General features: G+C 63.4%; 11 protein-coding genes. 2 read left to right on the forward strand and 9 right to left on the reverse strand.

Annotated features, from left to right (window positions below; genetic code table 11):
* The first annotated feature begins 315 nt into the window (after positions 1-315).
* Positions 316-1,419 carry a GlxA family transcriptional regulator gene (locus HWV67_RS21880; protein WP_095156277.1) on the forward strand — a complete coding sequence of 368 codons (1,104 nt, stop codon included), beginning with the start codon at positions 316-318 and terminating at the stop codon, positions 1,417-1,419.
* Between the two features lie 96 nt (positions 1,420-1,515).
* Here HWV67_RS21880 and HWV67_RS21885 read toward each other — a convergent pair whose 3' ends face one another.
* From HWV67_RS21885 to choX, 5 genes are all read right to left on the reverse strand, one after another.
* Positions 1,516-1,776, reverse strand: a complete 261-nt coding sequence (locus HWV67_RS21885) for a hypothetical protein (RefSeq protein WP_095156276.1) — start codon at positions 1,774-1,776, stop codon at positions 1,516-1,518.
* Positions 1,777-2,051: 275 nt separating this feature from the next.
* Positions 2,052-2,522: a thioesterase family protein gene (locus HWV67_RS21890; RefSeq protein ID WP_175652740.1), complete on the reverse strand. Its 471-nt coding sequence runs from the start codon at positions 2,520-2,522 to the stop codon at positions 2,052-2,054.
* A 14-nt stretch (positions 2,523-2,536) separates the two neighbouring features.
* The gene (locus tag HWV67_RS21895; RefSeq protein ID WP_175652741.1) at positions 2,537-3,502 is read right to left on the reverse strand and encodes an L-carnitine dehydrogenase; all 966 of its coding nucleotides are present in this window, start codon (positions 3,500-3,502) and stop codon (positions 2,537-2,539) included.
* A gap of 16 nt (positions 3,503-3,518) precedes the next feature.
* On the reverse strand, positions 3,519-4,403 hold the full coding sequence (locus HWV67_RS21900) for a 3-keto-5-aminohexanoate cleavage protein (RefSeq protein WP_175652742.1): 885 nt from the start codon (positions 4,401-4,403) through the stop codon (positions 3,519-3,521).
* 177 nt (positions 4,404-4,580) lie between these two features.
* Positions 4,581-5,513, reverse strand: a complete 933-nt coding sequence (gene choX / locus HWV67_RS21905; RefSeq protein WP_175652743.1) for a choline ABC transporter substrate-binding protein — start codon at positions 5,511-5,513, stop codon at positions 4,581-4,583.
* 171 nt (positions 5,514-5,684) lie between these two features.
* Between choX and HWV67_RS21910 the strand changes: the two genes are divergently transcribed.
* On the forward strand, positions 5,685-6,632 hold the full coding sequence (locus HWV67_RS21910) for a GlxA family transcriptional regulator (protein ID WP_175652744.1): 948 nt from the start codon (positions 5,685-5,687) through the stop codon (positions 6,630-6,632).
* Between the two features lies 1 nt (position 6,633).
* Here HWV67_RS21910 and tssM read toward each other — a convergent pair whose 3' ends face one another.
* Genes tssM through tssH form a run of 4 tightly spaced genes read right to left on the reverse strand, consistent with a single transcriptional unit; the run spans position 6,634 to position 15,072 of the window.
* Entirely contained in the window at positions 6,634-10,311 is a 3,678-nt protein-coding gene (gene tssM / locus HWV67_RS21915; RefSeq protein ID WP_175652745.1) for a type VI secretion system membrane subunit TssM, read from the reverse strand.
* Positions 10,308-11,750, reverse strand: coding sequence for a type VI secretion system protein TssA (gene tssA / locus HWV67_RS21920; protein ID WP_175652746.1), 1,443 nt, complete (start codon positions 11,748-11,750; stop codon positions 10,308-10,310). Before tssA ends, tssM begins: the two co-directional genes overlap by 4 nt.
* Positions 11,747-12,490 carry a type VI secretion system-associated protein VasI gene (gene vasI / locus HWV67_RS21925; RefSeq protein WP_256680164.1) on the reverse strand — a complete coding sequence of 248 codons (744 nt, stop codon included), beginning with the start codon at positions 12,488-12,490 and terminating at the stop codon, positions 11,747-11,749. The genes tssA and vasI overlap by 4 nt, the downstream gene beginning before the upstream one ends.
* A 14-nt stretch (positions 12,491-12,504) precedes the next feature.
* Positions 12,505-15,072 (reverse strand): type VI secretion system ATPase TssH, encoded by a 2,568-nt coding sequence (gene tssH, locus HWV67_RS21930; RefSeq protein ID WP_175652747.1) that lies wholly within the window; start codon positions 15,070-15,072, stop codon positions 12,505-12,507.
* Positions 15,073-15,329: the final 257 nt, after the last annotated feature.

The following is a 15,329-nucleotide window of genomic DNA, read 5'->3' on the forward strand; positions in this document are numbered from 1 at the left end:
CTGAAAATCCCTCCGTACTACCTCAGGTGACACTCTTTCGTGTCGCTTCTGGGCAACTTTCCCACCAGTGCTACCGAACTGCTCACCACGCCTGCCGATGAGCCCTGGACCGGCCCTTTCCGTTCACTGGAGCGGCTGTCCGAGGGCGCTTTTTAGACGTGTCGCGACGTCGCTTTCAGGATTTATTGAATAGCTGTTCAATTTCAGGCATGGCATTTGCGTTGTGATTGGCAAAGCCCCTGCATTCGAACCGGGGCGAAAACAAAAAAGCCCCATGCCTGAGGCGCAACCTGCATTGTGTGAGGAGAGATCGCGATGACGTCGTACAACTCCGGGGCCCAACCCCAAACCCGCACGCCCCAATCCATCGGTTTCCTGCTGTTGGACAACTTCACGCTGATTTCCCTGGCATCCGCCGTTGAACCGCTGCGCATGGCCAACCAGTTGTCCGGCCGCGAGCTGTATCGCTGGCATACCCTGAGCGTGGATGGCGGCCAGGTCTGGGCCAGCGACGGTCTGCAGATCACCCCCGATGCAGCGATGCACAAGGCGCCGCCGATGGACACCGTGATCGTCTGCGGCGGCATCGGCATCCAGCGCACCGTGACCCGTGAACACGTCACCTGGCTGCAGAGCCAGGCCCGTCAGTCGCGCCGCCTTGGCGCGGTGTGCACCGGAAGTTGGGCGCTGGCCTGTGCCGGCCTGCTCGATGGTTTCGATTGCAGCGTGCACTGGGAGTGTCTGGCGGCGATGCAGGAAGCCTTCCCGCGAGTGAGCATGAGCACCCGCCTGTTCACCCTCGACCGTAACCGCTTCACCAGCTCCGGCGGCACCGCGCCGCTGGACATGATGCTGCACCTGATCAGCCGTGATCACGGCCGCGAACTGTCGGCGGCGATTTCGGAAATGTTTGTCTACGAGCGCATCCGCAACGAACAGGATCACCAGCGTGTGCCGCTCAAGCACATGCTCGGCACCAACCAGCCGAAGCTGCAGGAAATCGTCGCGCTGATGGAAGCCAACCTTGAAGAGCCGATCGACCTGGATGAACTGGCGGTGTACGTCTCGGTATCGCGGCGCCAGCTCGAACGGCTGTTCCAGAAATACCTGCACTGCTCGCCGTCGCGCTACTACCTCAAACTGCGCCTGATCCGCGCGCGGCAACTGCTCAAGCAGACGCCGATGTCGATCATCGAAGTGGCGTCGGTGTGCGGGTTCGTCTCTACGCCGCACTTCTCCAAGTGCTACCGCGAGTACTTTGGCATTCCGCCGCGGGATGAGCGTGTGGGTTCCAATACGGCCCAGCAGGTGGCGATGATGCCGATCCCGCAGGCGCTGGTGTTGTCGCCGTTGGCAGGGCCGATGGCGGCGTTGAGCCAGGCGAGGAACGAGTCGACGTTTGCGAGTGTGAGGTTGTAAGAGCGAGCTTGCTCGCGATTCTCTCTTGGGGCCGCTGGCCCCATCGCGAGCAAGCTCGCTCCTACAGCTCTGGAGCGGCTTGTAGGGCGACTTCGATTACCGATGAGCCGCCTTGAACTCCGCCAGCGCCGGCAACAACTGCTTTTCAATCGCCTGACGTACCGCCGGCAAGATCGTCGCGCTGCCGGTGTACATCTGCTCGACCATTCCTTTCAGCGCCTTGGCCTGTGGCTCGCTCAGCCCGCGCACCGCGTGCTCGCATGCCTGCTCGGCACTGACCCCGGAAGGTGTTTCGAAACCGAGGGCGCGCAGGTGCCCAACCAAGTCGTCCTGATCAATCAAATCCGCGTGCATCATGGCGTTAGTCCTTGTGGCAGGTGAGATCGTGGATCGATTCTGGAAGCGCTCGGCGAGCGCGGCAAGGGCAGATTGTCGCGATGGCCGCATTACCTATGAACAGGTCGTTTTCGGCAATATTGCGCGACGCGGGAGTGTGCACACTGAGGCCATGCACAGGTTGAGGGCGGTTTGGTCACCGGTCTTCTGGCAGCAGGTAATTTGCTCACTCTTCGCCCCGGACGCGTCACGGCTATCCGGGGCTGTTTTTTTGGGCGGTTGAAAACCAGAGGAACTCAGCCCGGCAGCCCGATCACCCGGCCGACAAACTCCGCCGCCGGCAAATCCGCCTGCTCCGCGACGATCCCCCGCAGCCGCTCCACCACCTCCTCGGCGAAGGGCGCCGATTTCGGCCCCGCCAGGTCCACATGCAGCAGCATCTGTTCATTGGCCGCCAGCGCCGGCTCGAAGCCTTCACGGTGCAGGCTGTGATAGAGGTGCAGGCGCTTGCGATCGAAGCCGATCACTTGCGTGTTCACCCACACCGGCGTCCCCAGCTTCACCTCATGCAGGTAGTTCAGGTGGCATTCCAGGGTGAACAGCGAATGCCCCGTGGCATCGCGGTTGTCGCCGTCCAGGCCGATGCGCTCCATGAACGCATCGGTGGCGTAGCTGAAGATCAGCAGGTAGAAGGCATCGCGCAGATGCCCGTTGTAATCCACCCAGTCTTCCAGCACCGGGGTCTGGTAGGTCAGCAAGGCAGGCATCGCGTTTCTCCGGGTCAGTCGCTGAACGTCATGCCGTGGCGGGCCTTGGTGGTTTTCACTGCGTCCAGCACCGCCAGCAGGCAGTCATCACGATAGCGCTCCAGCGAGGCAATGCTGCGCTCGCCGCGCTGGTCGGTGGTGCCATCCACCACGGCGTCGATCAGTTCGTCGGTCAGCGCCGGGGCGGGCAGGTAGGTCCACGGCAGTTGCAGCGCCGGGCCGAACTGCGCCATGAAGTGGCGCATACCAGCATCGCCACCGGCGAGGGTGTAGGTCAGGAACGTGCCCATGAACGACCAGCGCAGACCGGCGCCGAAGCGGATCGCGTCGTCGATTTCGCCGGTGGTGGCCACGCCGTCGTTGACCAGGTGCAGCGCCTCGCGCCACAGCGCTTCGAGCAGGCGGTCGGCGATGAACCCGGGGACTTCCTTGCGCACATGCAGCGGTTGCATGCCGAGGGCGCTGTAGACCTGTTTCGCGGCCTCGATAGCCTCGGGCGCGGTGTTCCTGCCGCCGACGATTTCCACCAGCGGCAGCAGGTACACCGGGTTGAACGGATGGCCGACCACGCAGCGCTCCGGATGGATGGACGACTCGTAGAACTCGCTGGGCAACAGGCCCGAAGTGCTGGAGGCGATCAGTGCATTGGGCTTGGCTGCCGCGCTGATCTTGCCGTGCAGGTCGAGCTTGAGTTCCAGCCGCTCTGGCGCGCTTTCCTGGATGAAATCGGCGTCGCGCACGCATTCCTCGATGGTCGCTACGAAGCGCAGCCGTTCCTGCGACGCGCCGGGCGCCAGACCTTGTTTTTCCAGCGCAGGCCAGGCGTTGGCGATGCGTTTGCGCAGGGCCTGCTCGGCGCCGGGTGCCGGGTCCCAGGCCACCACGTCGAGGCCGTGGGCCAGGGCGCGGGCGACCCAGCCGCTGCCGATCACGCCGCTGCCCAGGGCGGCGAAAGTTTTGATATCAGTGATAAAGCGCATGTGTGGCTCCTGTGGCTCAGCGACGGGTCAGGTTCATTTTGGCGCGGCCTTCGGCGGGGGTCAGAACCCGCGCGCCCAGGCGGTGAAGGATCTCGGCGGCGCGCTCCACCAGTTGGCCGTTGCTGGCCAGCACGCCTTTTTCCAGCCACAGGTTGTCTTCCAGACCGACCCGCACGTTGCCGCCTAGCAGCACCGCTTGCGCGGCCATCGGCATCTGCATGCGACCGATGCCGAACCCGGCCCAGGTCGCGCCTGGCGGCAGGTTGTCGACCATAGCTTTCATGGTGGTGGTGTCCGCCGGCGCGCCCCACGGGATGCCCAGGCAGAGCTGGAACAGCGGGTCGTCCAGCAGGCTTTCCTTGATCATCTGCTTGGCGAACCACAGGTGGCCGGTGTCGAAGATTTCCAGCTCCGCTTTCACGCCCAGCTCGGTGATGCGTTTGGCGCCGGCGCGCAGTTGGCTCGGGGTCGAAACATAGATGCTGTTGCCGTCGCCGAAGTTGAGGGTGCCGCAGTCCAGGGTGCAGATTTCCGGCAGCAGTGCTTCGACGTGGGCCAGGCGCTCCAGCGGACCGATGAGGTCGGTGCCGGGGCCGAATTCCATGGGCATTTCGCCGGGGCCGATCTCCAGGTCGCCGCCCATGCCGGCGGTGAGGTTGACGATGATGTCCACGTCCGACTCGCGGATGCGTTCCATCACTTCGCGGTAGAGCGCCACGTCGCGGCTGAAGCGGCCGGTCTCGGGATCACGGACGTGGCAGTGGACCACGGTGGCGCCGGCCTTGGCCGCTTCCACCGCGGCGGCGGCAATCTGCTTCGGCGTGACCGGGACCAGGTGGCTTTTGCTGGCGGTGTCGCCGGCGCCGGTGAGGGCACAGGTGATGATGACGTCGTGGTTCATTGCGGGGTTCCTTGGGGCGTGTCTGTCTGGTTCGTGGCCTGGGTGGGCGACGAAAAATCATGGGTATCGCGTAACACTTCTGTAGGAGCGAGCTTGCTCGCGATGGCTGTGTCGCGGGCTCTGTGAGGGCCTTGTCGCGAGCAAGCTCGCTCCTACAGGGAAGGGAGGGCGGTGGGGTCAGTTGGCGGTGAGCTTGAGGTTCTCAGCGGCGGGTTGCCCGTCCAGCGTGGTCACCCCCTCCAGCCAACGGGCCTTGTCCTCGGGATGGTCCTTGAGCCACTGCCGCGCCGACTCCAGCGCGTCCTTGTGGTCCAGCAGCGGTTGCATCATCCGGCTCTCGGCTTCGGCGCTGAAAGTCAGGTTGCTCAGCAGGCGGCTGACGTTCGGGCAGCGGCTGGCGTAGTCCGGCGCGGTGACGGTCCACACCGTGGCGCGGCCTTCATCCGGGCCGAGAGCGTCTTCGCTGCCGCTCAGGTAGGCCATGTCGACATTCACGTTCATCGGGTGCGGCGCCCAGCCGAAGAACACCACGGCTTCCTTGCGCCGCACGGCGCGATCGACCGCCGCGAGCATGCCGGCCTCGCTGGACTCCACCAACTGGAATTTGCCCAGGCCGAACTGGTTCTTGGCGATCATCGCCTTGATCTGGGTATTGGCCCCGGAACCCGGCTCGATGCCGTAGATCTTGCCGCCCAGCTCCTTCTGGAATTTTTGGATGTCGGCGAAGGTTTTCAGGCCCTTGTCGGCCAGGTATTTCGGCACGGCAAGGGTGGCGCGGGCGTCGTTCAGGCTGGGAGTGTCGAGCACCTTGACCTGCCCGGCGTCGATGAACGGGGTGATGGTCTGGGTCATGATCGGGTTCCAGTAGCCCAGGAACAGGTCCAGCCGCTGGTCACGGATACCGGCGAAGATGATCTGTTGCGAGGCGCTGGTCTGTTTGGTCTGGTAGCCGAGGCCGTCCAGCAGCACCTGGGTCATGGCGCTGGTGGCCATCACGTCGGTCCAGTTGACGACACCCAGGCGGACGTTCTTGCAGGCGGCCGGCTCGGCGGCCAGTGCGTTGGTGCTGAGGATTGCGGTACCGACGAGCATCAGCAGCGATCTGTACATGGTGGCTCCTCCAACGGCAGTTCTAATTGTTATGGGGATGCGGCTTCTGCGAGCCGTGGTGCTCAAATTACGCGGGGTTCAGCGTAGAAAATCGCACTGTAGCGACCGACGCTTGCACAGCGGCGACCTGCGCGGTATTAACCGCACTTCCCTGGCTGTCGAGTCGCCACCATGTCCCAGGATTTCCACTTTCTGCTGCTGCCCGGATTCTCCGCGCTGGGCTTCATTTCGGCGCTTGAGCCGCTGCGGGTGGCCAACCGTTTCCGCACCGGGCTGTATCGCTGGCGAGTGCTGAGCCTGGATGGCGGGGCGGTGCTGGCGAGTAACGGCATGTCGGTCAACGCCGACGGTCCCTTGGAGTCGCTGGGCAAGGGCGCGACGCTGTTGGTGGTAGCCGGTTTCGAGCCGCTGCAGAGCTACAGCCCGGCGTTGGCGCACTGGTTGCGCAAGCTCGATCACGACGGCGTGGTGCTCGGAGGCATCGACACCGGCACGCTGGTGCTGGCCGAGGCCGGGCTGCTCGACGGCCACCGGGTGACCTTGCACTGGGAGGCGCTGGAAGCCTTCAAGGAGCGGTATCCGCGTTTGGAGGCGACGCAGGAACTGTTCGAAGTGGATCGCCGCCGCATCACCTCGGCGGGCGGCACTGCGTCCATCGACCTGATGCTCGACCTGATCGCCCAAGCCCATGGCGCCGAGCTGGCGATTCAGGTGTCCGAACAGTTCGTGCTCGGGCGCATCCGCCCGCGCCAGGACCACCAGCGCATGCAGATCCCCTCGCGTTACGGCATCAGCAACAGCAAGCTGGTGCAGGTGATCGGCGCGATGGAGCGCAATACCGAGGTGCCGCTGAACACCCTCGACCTGGCCGGCTCGGTGCAGGTCAGCCGGCGCCAACTGGAGCGGCTGTTCCGCCTGTACCTGAACGACACGCCCAGCGGCTTTTACCTGCGCCTGCGCCTGGACAAGGCGCGGCAACTGCTGCGCCAGACCGAGATGAGCGTGCTGGAGGTGAGCATCGCCTGCGGCTTCGACTCACCGTCGTATTTCACTCGCAGTTATCGGGCGCGGTTCCAGCGGTGCCCGCGGGAGGACCGGCGGGCTGTCAGTGGTGGGTGATCTATAGCCCGTCCTGCAACAACTTCAGCGGCAAAGCAAAGCCCTTGAACAGCGGCTGGGTGAACGGGTTGTTGGCTTTCTCCGTACTGATGCGGTAACGCATGCTGCCGTCCGGGGCGGAGAAACTGAGGTCCACGCTGGTGCTGGTGGTGCCGTTCAGTCGCGCCTGGCTCAGCAGTCGATAAAGCGACCAGGGCCCGCGATAGACCAGGCCGCTGCTGCTGCCGCCAGCATTGACGAGGCTCATGCGGCTTTCGTTGTTGGGGGCCAGGGTGTTGGGCCAGATCAGTGCCGTGCTGGTCGTCGGGCCATGGTTGTAGGTGACCAGTTGTCCTTCGACGCTGAGCGAGCTGCTGCGCTTGTTGGGCGCCAGGCCCAAGGGCTCGATATAGAACTGCACGCCGAGTAGCCCGCGACTGTTGAAGAAGGCATCGCGGATGCGATCGGCCGACTCCAGACGGGTCTGCACGTCAGCCCGCACCAGATAGCCGCCGAGGCGCTCGGAGTAGAGGGCCTCCAGGTTTTCTTCGAGAAACAGGTTGAGGTACTCCACGCGGAATTGCTGCAGCCGACCCTGTGGACCGAAGAACGCGGTGAAGTCTTCCAGCGAAACTTCCTCCCGGCTGGTGGGGCTGAATGGATAGCGATCAGCCAGCCGCTCGCGGTAGAAGCGATGAATGTCGCTATCCCAGCGCCGCTCCAGCTCGCGCAGCGCTTCCACCAGAATCACCCGTGAGGATTCATTGGCCAGCTTGGCCACCTGGCGGTTCATCGGCTCGGGCAGGCCAGCGGCAACCCGCTGCAGGTTGGCGATGGGGTCGGGGCCTTTCAGCGAGAAGCGTTCCACAACCATGGCGAGGGCGGCTTTACCGCGGTCAGGACTGTCGTGCACCAGGCGGACCTTTTCCTGCACGCTGCCAATTGCCAGCATCGTTTCCTCCAGGTAGGACGCTCGTTCTCCCCGGGCTTCAAGCAGTTGGGTCAATGGCGTGAAGGCACGCACGATTTCCAGGGTCATTGGTGTCTGAGTGGCATCAGCGCTGACCTTGGCCACCTGATCGGTCAGTGTTGCAGTCTTGTCGATCAGATTCGCCGTGCTGCTGGCGGGAACGGGTCTGGCTCCGAACTCACTGTTGTCACGCACCGTTTCGACCAGACGACGCAGCGGATCGGCCGGGCCTGTGATGCTGCCCAGGATGCTGACGGCGTCGGTGATGTCGTGGAAGTCGCGGACCTCAAGCTGGCTGAGGTTGCGCCGCCAGGTGTCGACGTAGGCGCGGCTGTAGATCGCGCGGATTCGCTCGGCCAGGATGGTTTTATCAGCCTGCGAATAATCAATTCCGCCGCGCTCGCCCAAGGCCCATTGATCGACCATCGCCAGCTCGGTGAGGCCCTCGTTGTGTTGGGCAAAGTAGCTGCGATAGCCGCTGGCGGTCAGCAGGGCATCGATGCGCCCGTCGGAAGAAAGAGACTCCCCTTCAGGCCCTTCCGCCGTTTCGGGTTCGCTCTGGTAGACGATATCGAAGGCCGGGCCGATTTCGTTGCGCAGATCCAGGGGCGAACGCAGCGACGCACCGGCCTCCTGGCGCATGGTCATGTACACCCGCTCTGGCAAGGGAATCTGCTGCAGATGCCGCTGAACCACAGCAACCCGATCGTGATAGTTCGCAAGCTGTGTGTCGGCGTACTTCATGGCGTATTCCAGATGCCGCATCAATGCGCGCTGGGTGCCGTCGTTGCCCGGGAACGCCCGTTGCCAGTAGGCCGCCATCCAGCCTTCCACCACCGGCGCGCGGCGATTGGGGCGGTCTTCGATCATTCGATAAACACGCAGGGCCGCCAGTTGAGCGTCACCCTCGATGTCGGCGCCGTCCAGTGCTTCCATGACGCCGCTGGCCAACGCCGGCAGAAAACGCTGAGAGAGTAACGCCAGGTAGGCTTCGTCTACCTTGGGGCCTATCGCTCGGCCCTGATACAAACCCATGTTGGCCACCAGTGGCCAGGCATCGCGGTAGTCGCCATAGACGGCGACCGCGTTGCTGATCTGGTCCAGAGGCTGCAACAGGTTGTATCCGGTTGGGTCCAGCGTGCCGTCGATGGCGCTGGCGCTGAAGTCGCGGCTGCGCTCCATGACACTCGAGGCCTTGTCGCGGTTGACGGTGTAATAGTGGTGCCAGCCGCCGATGATCATCAGGCTGCCCAGCGACGCAATGCCGAAATGCAGGGCTAGGGCGTGTTTCTTCTGTCTCAGGACACGCGGGTTGTCGCCGGCCAGGCCGGACTCGGGATAGATGATGCGCTGGAACAGTTGCTGGGCAAAATAGACCATTGCCCGCCCGCTGGGGTGCATCGTGTTGGCCGATTCGCGCAGGCCGTAGGTCTTGGCCGCCGATGTCACGAAGGCGTTATTGAGCACGCCTTGCTGATACACCGACGAGAAGAATACGCCGCGTGGCAAGGATGGCGTGGCGAAGCGATCACTGCCCATCACATCCGCGAGGAAGTCCAGCAGCACCGAGCGCAGACCGGACATCTGCCGCACCAGCGAATACAGGGATTCGCGCTGCGACGTTTCGCCGACATCCGCCATGGCGTCGAAGACCTGCTCGTTCAGGCGGTCGAGGAAGCTGTCGTAGCGCACGCCCAGCTCCTCGAGCCACGCGTCGTAGTCTCGTACCGAATCCAGGGTGAAGGTGAAGCCGAAAATATCCTCGCGTGCCGACTTGGGCAGGCGGGCAAACAAGGGCTCGAAGCCTTCGAGCAGATCGAACTTGCTGAGCACGACATACAACGGCGGGCGTGTGCCCAGTTCGCGGCTGAGTTCGATCAGTCGTGCCCGCAGCAACATGGCCAGGGCTTTGCGGTCGCTGGGTTTCTGGTTCAGCAAGGTCACCAGGCTGACCATCAGGACGACGCCATTCAGTGGCCGGCGGCTGCGATTGCGTCCCAGCCAGCTGACGAAGCTGTTCCACAGGCGGGAATGGAGGTCTTCCGGCAACCCGGCGGTGGCGCGTCGCAGCGAAGTATCCCGGTCGACAGGGGCCGGGTCCGGTACGTCCTTTTCTTGCGGGTTTGCTGCAACCCGCGGCTGGCTGATGATCTCGCCAGGAGGGTCGATGAGCACCGCCTGGTCGCCGATGCACCAGTCAATCGGGTAGAGCCTGTCCGGGTCTTCCTGTGTGCGCCAACTTCCCGCTTTCATCTCTCCCGTCAGGGAGAAGCTCGGGTTGGAGCGGTTGACGAAGCTGGTCTTGCCCGAGTTTTCCTGTCCGAGAACCAGATACCAGGGCATCTGGTACAAGGCATTGCGGCCTTTGAGGTTGGATTGGAGCAGCGCCAGGCTTCGGTCGAGGTCGCGTTCCTGCGCTTCGATGTAGCGCAGGCAGCTATCGGTCTGCACTTGCTGATCATGTTTGCGTTCCGCCTCCAATAGCCGAGTGTGCCGACGCAGGTGAAGCGCCCAACCCAGCAACGGAATCACCAGCAACACGATCGTGGCCAGGAACCTCGCAGTCAGGTTACCGAGGGGCTGCCGCTCGGCAACGGTCCACAGCGGGCCGAGCCACCAGATGGCAATCACGGCCATTGCCAGGGCCAGCAGCATGAGCGGCATGCCGGGTTTGACCCAGTGCAGAACGGACCGGCCGTATTGTTGCAAGGTGGACCAGATGTTCCTCAAAGCAATGCTCCTGTTGAATTCTTGTGTTCTTCGCCAGCCGGCGCGTGCCGCACCAGCAACGCGTAGAGTTCCGGTTCCCACGCCGGGGTGGAGACGCTGTCCATGACGCTGCGCGCCCGGGCATACAACCCTTCGGCGAGCCAGGCCAGCCCACGGGAGGCGAGCAGGTCGGCTGCGATGGCCATGACATGACAGCCATGTCTCACATCGGTCTTTTGCTGCTGGAGTGCTTCCAGGCGCCGCAGCATCGACTCCACGCCTGTGGCGTCGAGCAACGCACTCAGTTCGTCTCGCAGTGCCGGGTATTCCAGGCCGGAGCCGGTTTCGCTGTTCTGCGTGGCACCGCTCAGCCAGGCTTGGGTGTCGTCATCGATGAAGGGGCGGCCATCGGCAAATTCCAGCGTGGTCAATGCCGGGAGGCGGGTCACGAAGCGTTCGCTGGCTTGTCGTATGGCCTCGGCTAGCCGTGGCATTTCCAGCTTGCGAGCGGTGTCCGCCGACAGGTAGCTGCCGCGGAGCCAGTAAGGCGACGAGGCAACGCTGCGTTCGATCTGTTGCAAGAGGGTCGGGCCGACGCTGTTGGTTGTCAGGGCTTCGGCGTAGCGGTCGGCAACATCCCGTGGGACCGCCATCAACTCTGTGCGGTTGTCCTTGGCCGCCGAGGGCACCTGTGTCAGGTGTGACCACAGGGCGAACCGGCGCAGCAGATAGCCGGTCGGGTCATAGGCATCCTGCTGATTGATGATCTCGGCGGCCGAGAGCAGTGAACGGCGGTTTTCCCGTCCATTGCCCGGATTGGAGTGCAGGGGAACGAGGAGCGTATCGGCCAGCGCCTCGCTTCGGGAGGGCAGATAGACGGGATGTTCGGCCAGCTCCGGAGCGCGGGTGGCTTCGGTGTGCTGTCGCAGCTTGCCTTCCAGCCTGGTTAGCTCCGGAACGTCCAGCCCGGTCAGAGGGGCATTTGCCTGGAGGTTGTCGAGCGCCTGCTGGCCCGCCTTGTAGAAGTCTTCGGCGTAGCCTTTGCGGTCCAGCCTGGGCAGGGCCTCGCTCAGCCGCTCCAGATACTGCTCAACCAGGCGGCGCTTGCTCGAATAGCCCGTGGCACCCGGCTTGGGGTGCCCTGTTTCCCAGTATTTTTCTACCATGCCGGCCAGTACGCCTGCGGCTTCGGCCCAGCTCCGCCAACTGTTCGTGCGCAGGTGCGCCGTCATCAGGTGGCCGGCGATGCGGAAGTGCTTGCAGTGGTTGCTCAGGTACTGCCGAGCATTCTGGTCGACGAGGTTCCAATCGATGGCCTGTTCCTGCAGGCCGCCGAGCTTGATCATTTCATGATCGATGTCCTGGAACAGCGGGTTCTCTTCATCGAACGTCCCCGCAGGCTGGCGCTCATCCAGCGGCGTCAGCAGCGCCTTGAGGTCGAGCGGGGGAAGCTGCCTCACCACTGACAGGCCTCCCGTTGTCTCGACATCTGTTCGGCCAGCGCGCTGGCATCGAAGCGCATGCCATCGAACGGACCGTGATTGCTCTCGACTTGCAGCAGTTGCGCTGGACGGGTCAGGTGCCGCAACTGCTCGATGGCCACCAGCCCACGGCCGGCGTCGCTAACCGTGCCGTCTTCCAGCACTTGCCAGGGACGGGTGGGCGTAATCGGTGTGCCATCCAGCAGAAGCCTGATGGTGATGTGGTTCACCGGCAGTGGGTCGGCGCTCAGCAACTGCAGCCGGGATATGTTCGACAGGCAACTGATCGCCAGGTAGGTTTCGGCGGCAGTACCGCTCAGCGCGGGTGCGGAAATCACCACCTTGTCCTGCCCAGGCAGGGCATCCGCGCTGCGACTGATCCTTGAGGCGGTCTCCTCCGGGCGCCTTCCTGCCTCATTGGCATGGACCAGGCGTGTGATGTGGGGCGCCTTCACCACCGGCTCGGCAGCGGCAACGACCGCGTCCGCTGGCGGTTGTTGTGAAGGATAAGAGGGTGGCGTTTCGGCTATGGCATCGAAGCAGGCGAGGCGCTCCAGCGCGGAGGTGATCCGGGTGCAGTCAGGGCCGGCTGCCGTGGTGGGTCCACCGCTATCGCAGCCAGTCAGAATCACCACCGCCAACACTGTCAGTTTCATCAGCTTCATGTGGGGGAACTGGAGCTGTTTGCACAGAAGTGGCGCAACATCCATGGAATTCATTTCGTCCTCCGGGCTCAGGTCAACGTTGCCGCGAAGGCGCCATCGGTCCAGTCCAGTTCCGCATGCTGGATTTTTTCTCGGCGAGACAGTCGTTGCAGTACGGCCAGTGACAGGGGTGGGAGCAACTCGCCATCGATGATTGCATCGAGCATACGCGCTCCATTTCGATGCCGCGCACAACGTGCCCGCAGCTCACTGCGCGCGGCATCGGTGACTGCCAGCGTGGCTTCGTGGCGTTGCTGAAGTTGCTGTTCCAGGCGTTGCAGACGGCCGCCGATAATTTCGGCGATTACGTCCTCGTTCAGGTAGCGATACGGAACGATCTGCAGACGGGCCAGCAATGCCGGTTTGAAAAAGCCCATGAGCCGCTGGCGCAGCACATCGCCTTCCAGGTCTTGCAGCGACTCATCGTCCTGGTCGAAGCCCAGGTTGGAGGTCAGGAAAAACAGCACGTTCTGACAGTCGATGCGCCGGCCTTCGCCATCGTTCAGCTCGCCCTTGTCGAAGGCTTGGTAAAACAGGTCGAGCACTTCCGGATGGGCTTTTTCCACCTCATCGAGCAGCACCACCGAATAGGGTTGCTTGCGAATGGCTTCGGTGAGAACGCCCCCCTCGCCATAGCCGACATAGCCAGGCGGAGCACCCAGCAGGCGAGATACGGTGAACTTCTCCTGGTACTCGGACATGTTGATGGTGGTCAGGAACTGTTCACCACCGAAGAGCGCGTTCGCCACCGCCAAGGCGGTTTCCGTCTTGCCGACGCCACTGGGGCCGACCAGCAGGAAGGCGCCCATCGGCGTGCCTGGGCGGCGCAGGTCTGCCAGCGCGGTGAGCAGGCGTCGGTGCAGAATTCCAAGGGCAGCGTCCTGGCCTTTGATGCGGTTTTTCAGGTTCGACGGCAGTCTTTCCAGACGCGCCATCTGGTCGCTGTTGATCGTGGTGGCCGGAATGCCCGTCCAGTCGGCAATCACCTGGGCTATCTGTTCAGCGCCGACATCGGCGTGCACCAAGGCGCCTGCACGCTGGAGCTCGCTCAACTGTGCGACCTTTTCGGCCAGTACCCGGGTAACCGCCTCGTCGTCGTTGCCAGCTCGCAGGCCGACGATTTCGTCCACCAGTGCTTTCTGTTGCTCCCATGCCTGACGCAGTTGCCCGGTGTTATCCAGCATGCGCTTTCGGGCGGTGGCCAGCACTTCCAGCCGACCCGAGGCGACCGATCGGCCAGCCTTGCCGTCACGTATCAGTTGGGCGGATTCGGCGTCGATCTGTTTGAGTTCGTTCTCCAGTGCGTTGAGTCGCCTTGGCGGTTCGGCCAGCGCAGACGCGACTCGGGCACAGGCGGTGTCGAGCACGTCGATGGCCTTGTCTGGTAACTGCCGTCCAGAGAGGTAGCGGCTCGACAGGGCGGCGGCGGCTTGCAGCGCGTCATCGCCGATGAACACCTGATGCGATGCTTCGTAGACGGGGCGCAAGCCACGCAGGATGTGCACGGCCTGTTCGGTGCTGGGTGACTCCAGCTTGACCAACTGGAAGCGGCGGGTCAGGGTGGGGTCCTTCTCGAAGTATTTCTTGTACTCCGACCAGGTCGTAGCGGCGATGGTGCGCAGCTCGCCCCGCGCGAGCGCCGGCTTCAGCAGGTTTGCCGCGTCGCTGCCGCCGGCGAGGTTGCCGGCGCCGATCAGGGTGTGGGCCTCGTCGATGAACAGGATGATCGGCCGGGCGGCGCCCTTGACCTCGTCGATGACCGCCTTCAGGCGTTTTTCGAACTCACCCTTCACGGCAGCGCCTGCCTGCAGGGCACCCAGGTCCAGCCCCCACAGTTCGACCCTGCACAGCGGCTCGGGCACGCGGCCCTGCACGATCCGCAAGGCGAGGCCTTCTACCACCGCGCTCTTGCCGACGCCCGCATCGCCCACCACGATGGGGTTGTTCTTGCGCCGGCGCGAAAGGATATCGATCATCAGATCCATCTCGGCATCGCGGCACAGCACCGGGTCCATACGTCCTTCGCGCGCCTGGGCGGTGAAGTTGTGGCCGAACCTGGCCAGCGCACTGTCCTCGTCTGGCTTTGCCGTCGATGCCTGGGGTTCAGTCGCAGCCTGCAGCGTTTCCGCCGAGGCCGCCAACTGCGTCGCAAAGCGTTTGCGCAGCGATTCGCGGTTGACCCCGTCGAGCAAGCGGATGGCCGCCAGAGGCAGGTAGCGTGCGGGGCTGAGCAAGGCCGCCAGCAAGACCGCGCCGCTGCGTATGTGCGGTTGCCCCAGTTCTACCGAACTGAGCAGCCAGGCATCTTGTAAAACCTCGACAAGAAGCGGGGAGAAGGACGGGTATTGGCTGCGACCTGAATCACGGACCTCGAAGCCGCTGGACAGGGCATGCCGCACGGCATCGACGGCCAGGCCGGCGCTGGCGATCATGACGCGGACGTCGCAGGCAGGCTGTCCGAGGAATGCCGTCAGCAAATGCATAACGGTCACTTCCGCGCCGCCCTGGTCGATGCACAGATTTCCTGCTTCTTCCAGCGCCTGCCGGCAGCAGGGGCTTAGACGTTCTAATAGCGCAGCCGGATCAACCGTGATCATTTCTGTAGTTCACCTTTGGATAAGCAGGAAGTACTTCCTTGTTGCGCGGCCGCCCACATCTGTGGGGCGTGTCGATTGTCCCGCGTGATACTTCGTTTTTATTGAAAAAGCACAGCGAAAGTAGAGGTGCGCAACGACCTGAAAAGAAAGCATTAAAGTTAATTACTTGTATATAGGAAGATTCCGATAGTGCTTTGGAAGGTTTCTTCTAGTTTGTTACTTAAAATTTGAAGGAATTTCTTCGTGATAATGAGGAA

This window comes from Pseudomonas sp. Marseille-P9899, assembly GCF_903166565.1.
GTDB classification, from domain to species: domain Bacteria; phylum Pseudomonadota; class Gammaproteobacteria; order Pseudomonadales; family Pseudomonadaceae; genus Aquipseudomonas; species Aquipseudomonas huaxiensis.

Excerpts from the sequence above, each read along its gene's own strand:
- HWV67_RS21900 (WP_175652742.1), bottom strand. The coding sequence starts at position 4,403 with ATGAACCACGACGTCATCATCACCTGTGCCCTCACCGGCGCCGGCGAC.
- HWV67_RS21910 (WP_175652744.1), top strand. The coding sequence starts at position 5,685 with ATGTCCCAGGATTTCCACTTTCTGCTGCTGCCCGGATTCTCCGCGCTG.
- HWV67_RS21890 (WP_175652740.1), bottom strand. The coding sequence starts at position 2,522 with ATGCCTGCCTTGCTGACCTACCAGACCCCGGTGCTGGAAGACTGGGTG.
- vasI (WP_256680164.1), bottom strand. The coding sequence starts at position 12,490 with ATGAATTCCATGGATGTTGCGCCACTTCTGTGCAAACAGCTCCAGTTC.
- HWV67_RS21885 (WP_095156276.1), bottom strand. The coding sequence starts at position 1,776 with ATGATGCACGCGGATTTGATTGATCAGGACGACTTGGTTGGGCACCTG.
- HWV67_RS21895 (WP_175652741.1), bottom strand. The coding sequence starts at position 3,502 with ATGCGCTTTATCACTGATATCAAAACTTTCGCCGCCCTGGGCAGCGGC.
- tssH (WP_175652747.1), bottom strand. The coding sequence starts at position 15,072 with ATGATCACGGTTGATCCGGCTGCGCTATTAGAACGTCTAAGCCCCTGC.
- choX (WP_175652743.1), bottom strand. The coding sequence starts at position 5,513 with ATGTACAGATCGCTGCTGATGCTCGTCGGTACCGCAATCCTCAGCACC.
- HWV67_RS21880 (WP_095156277.1), top strand. The coding sequence starts at position 316 with ATGACGTCGTACAACTCCGGGGCCCAACCCCAAACCCGCACGCCCCAA.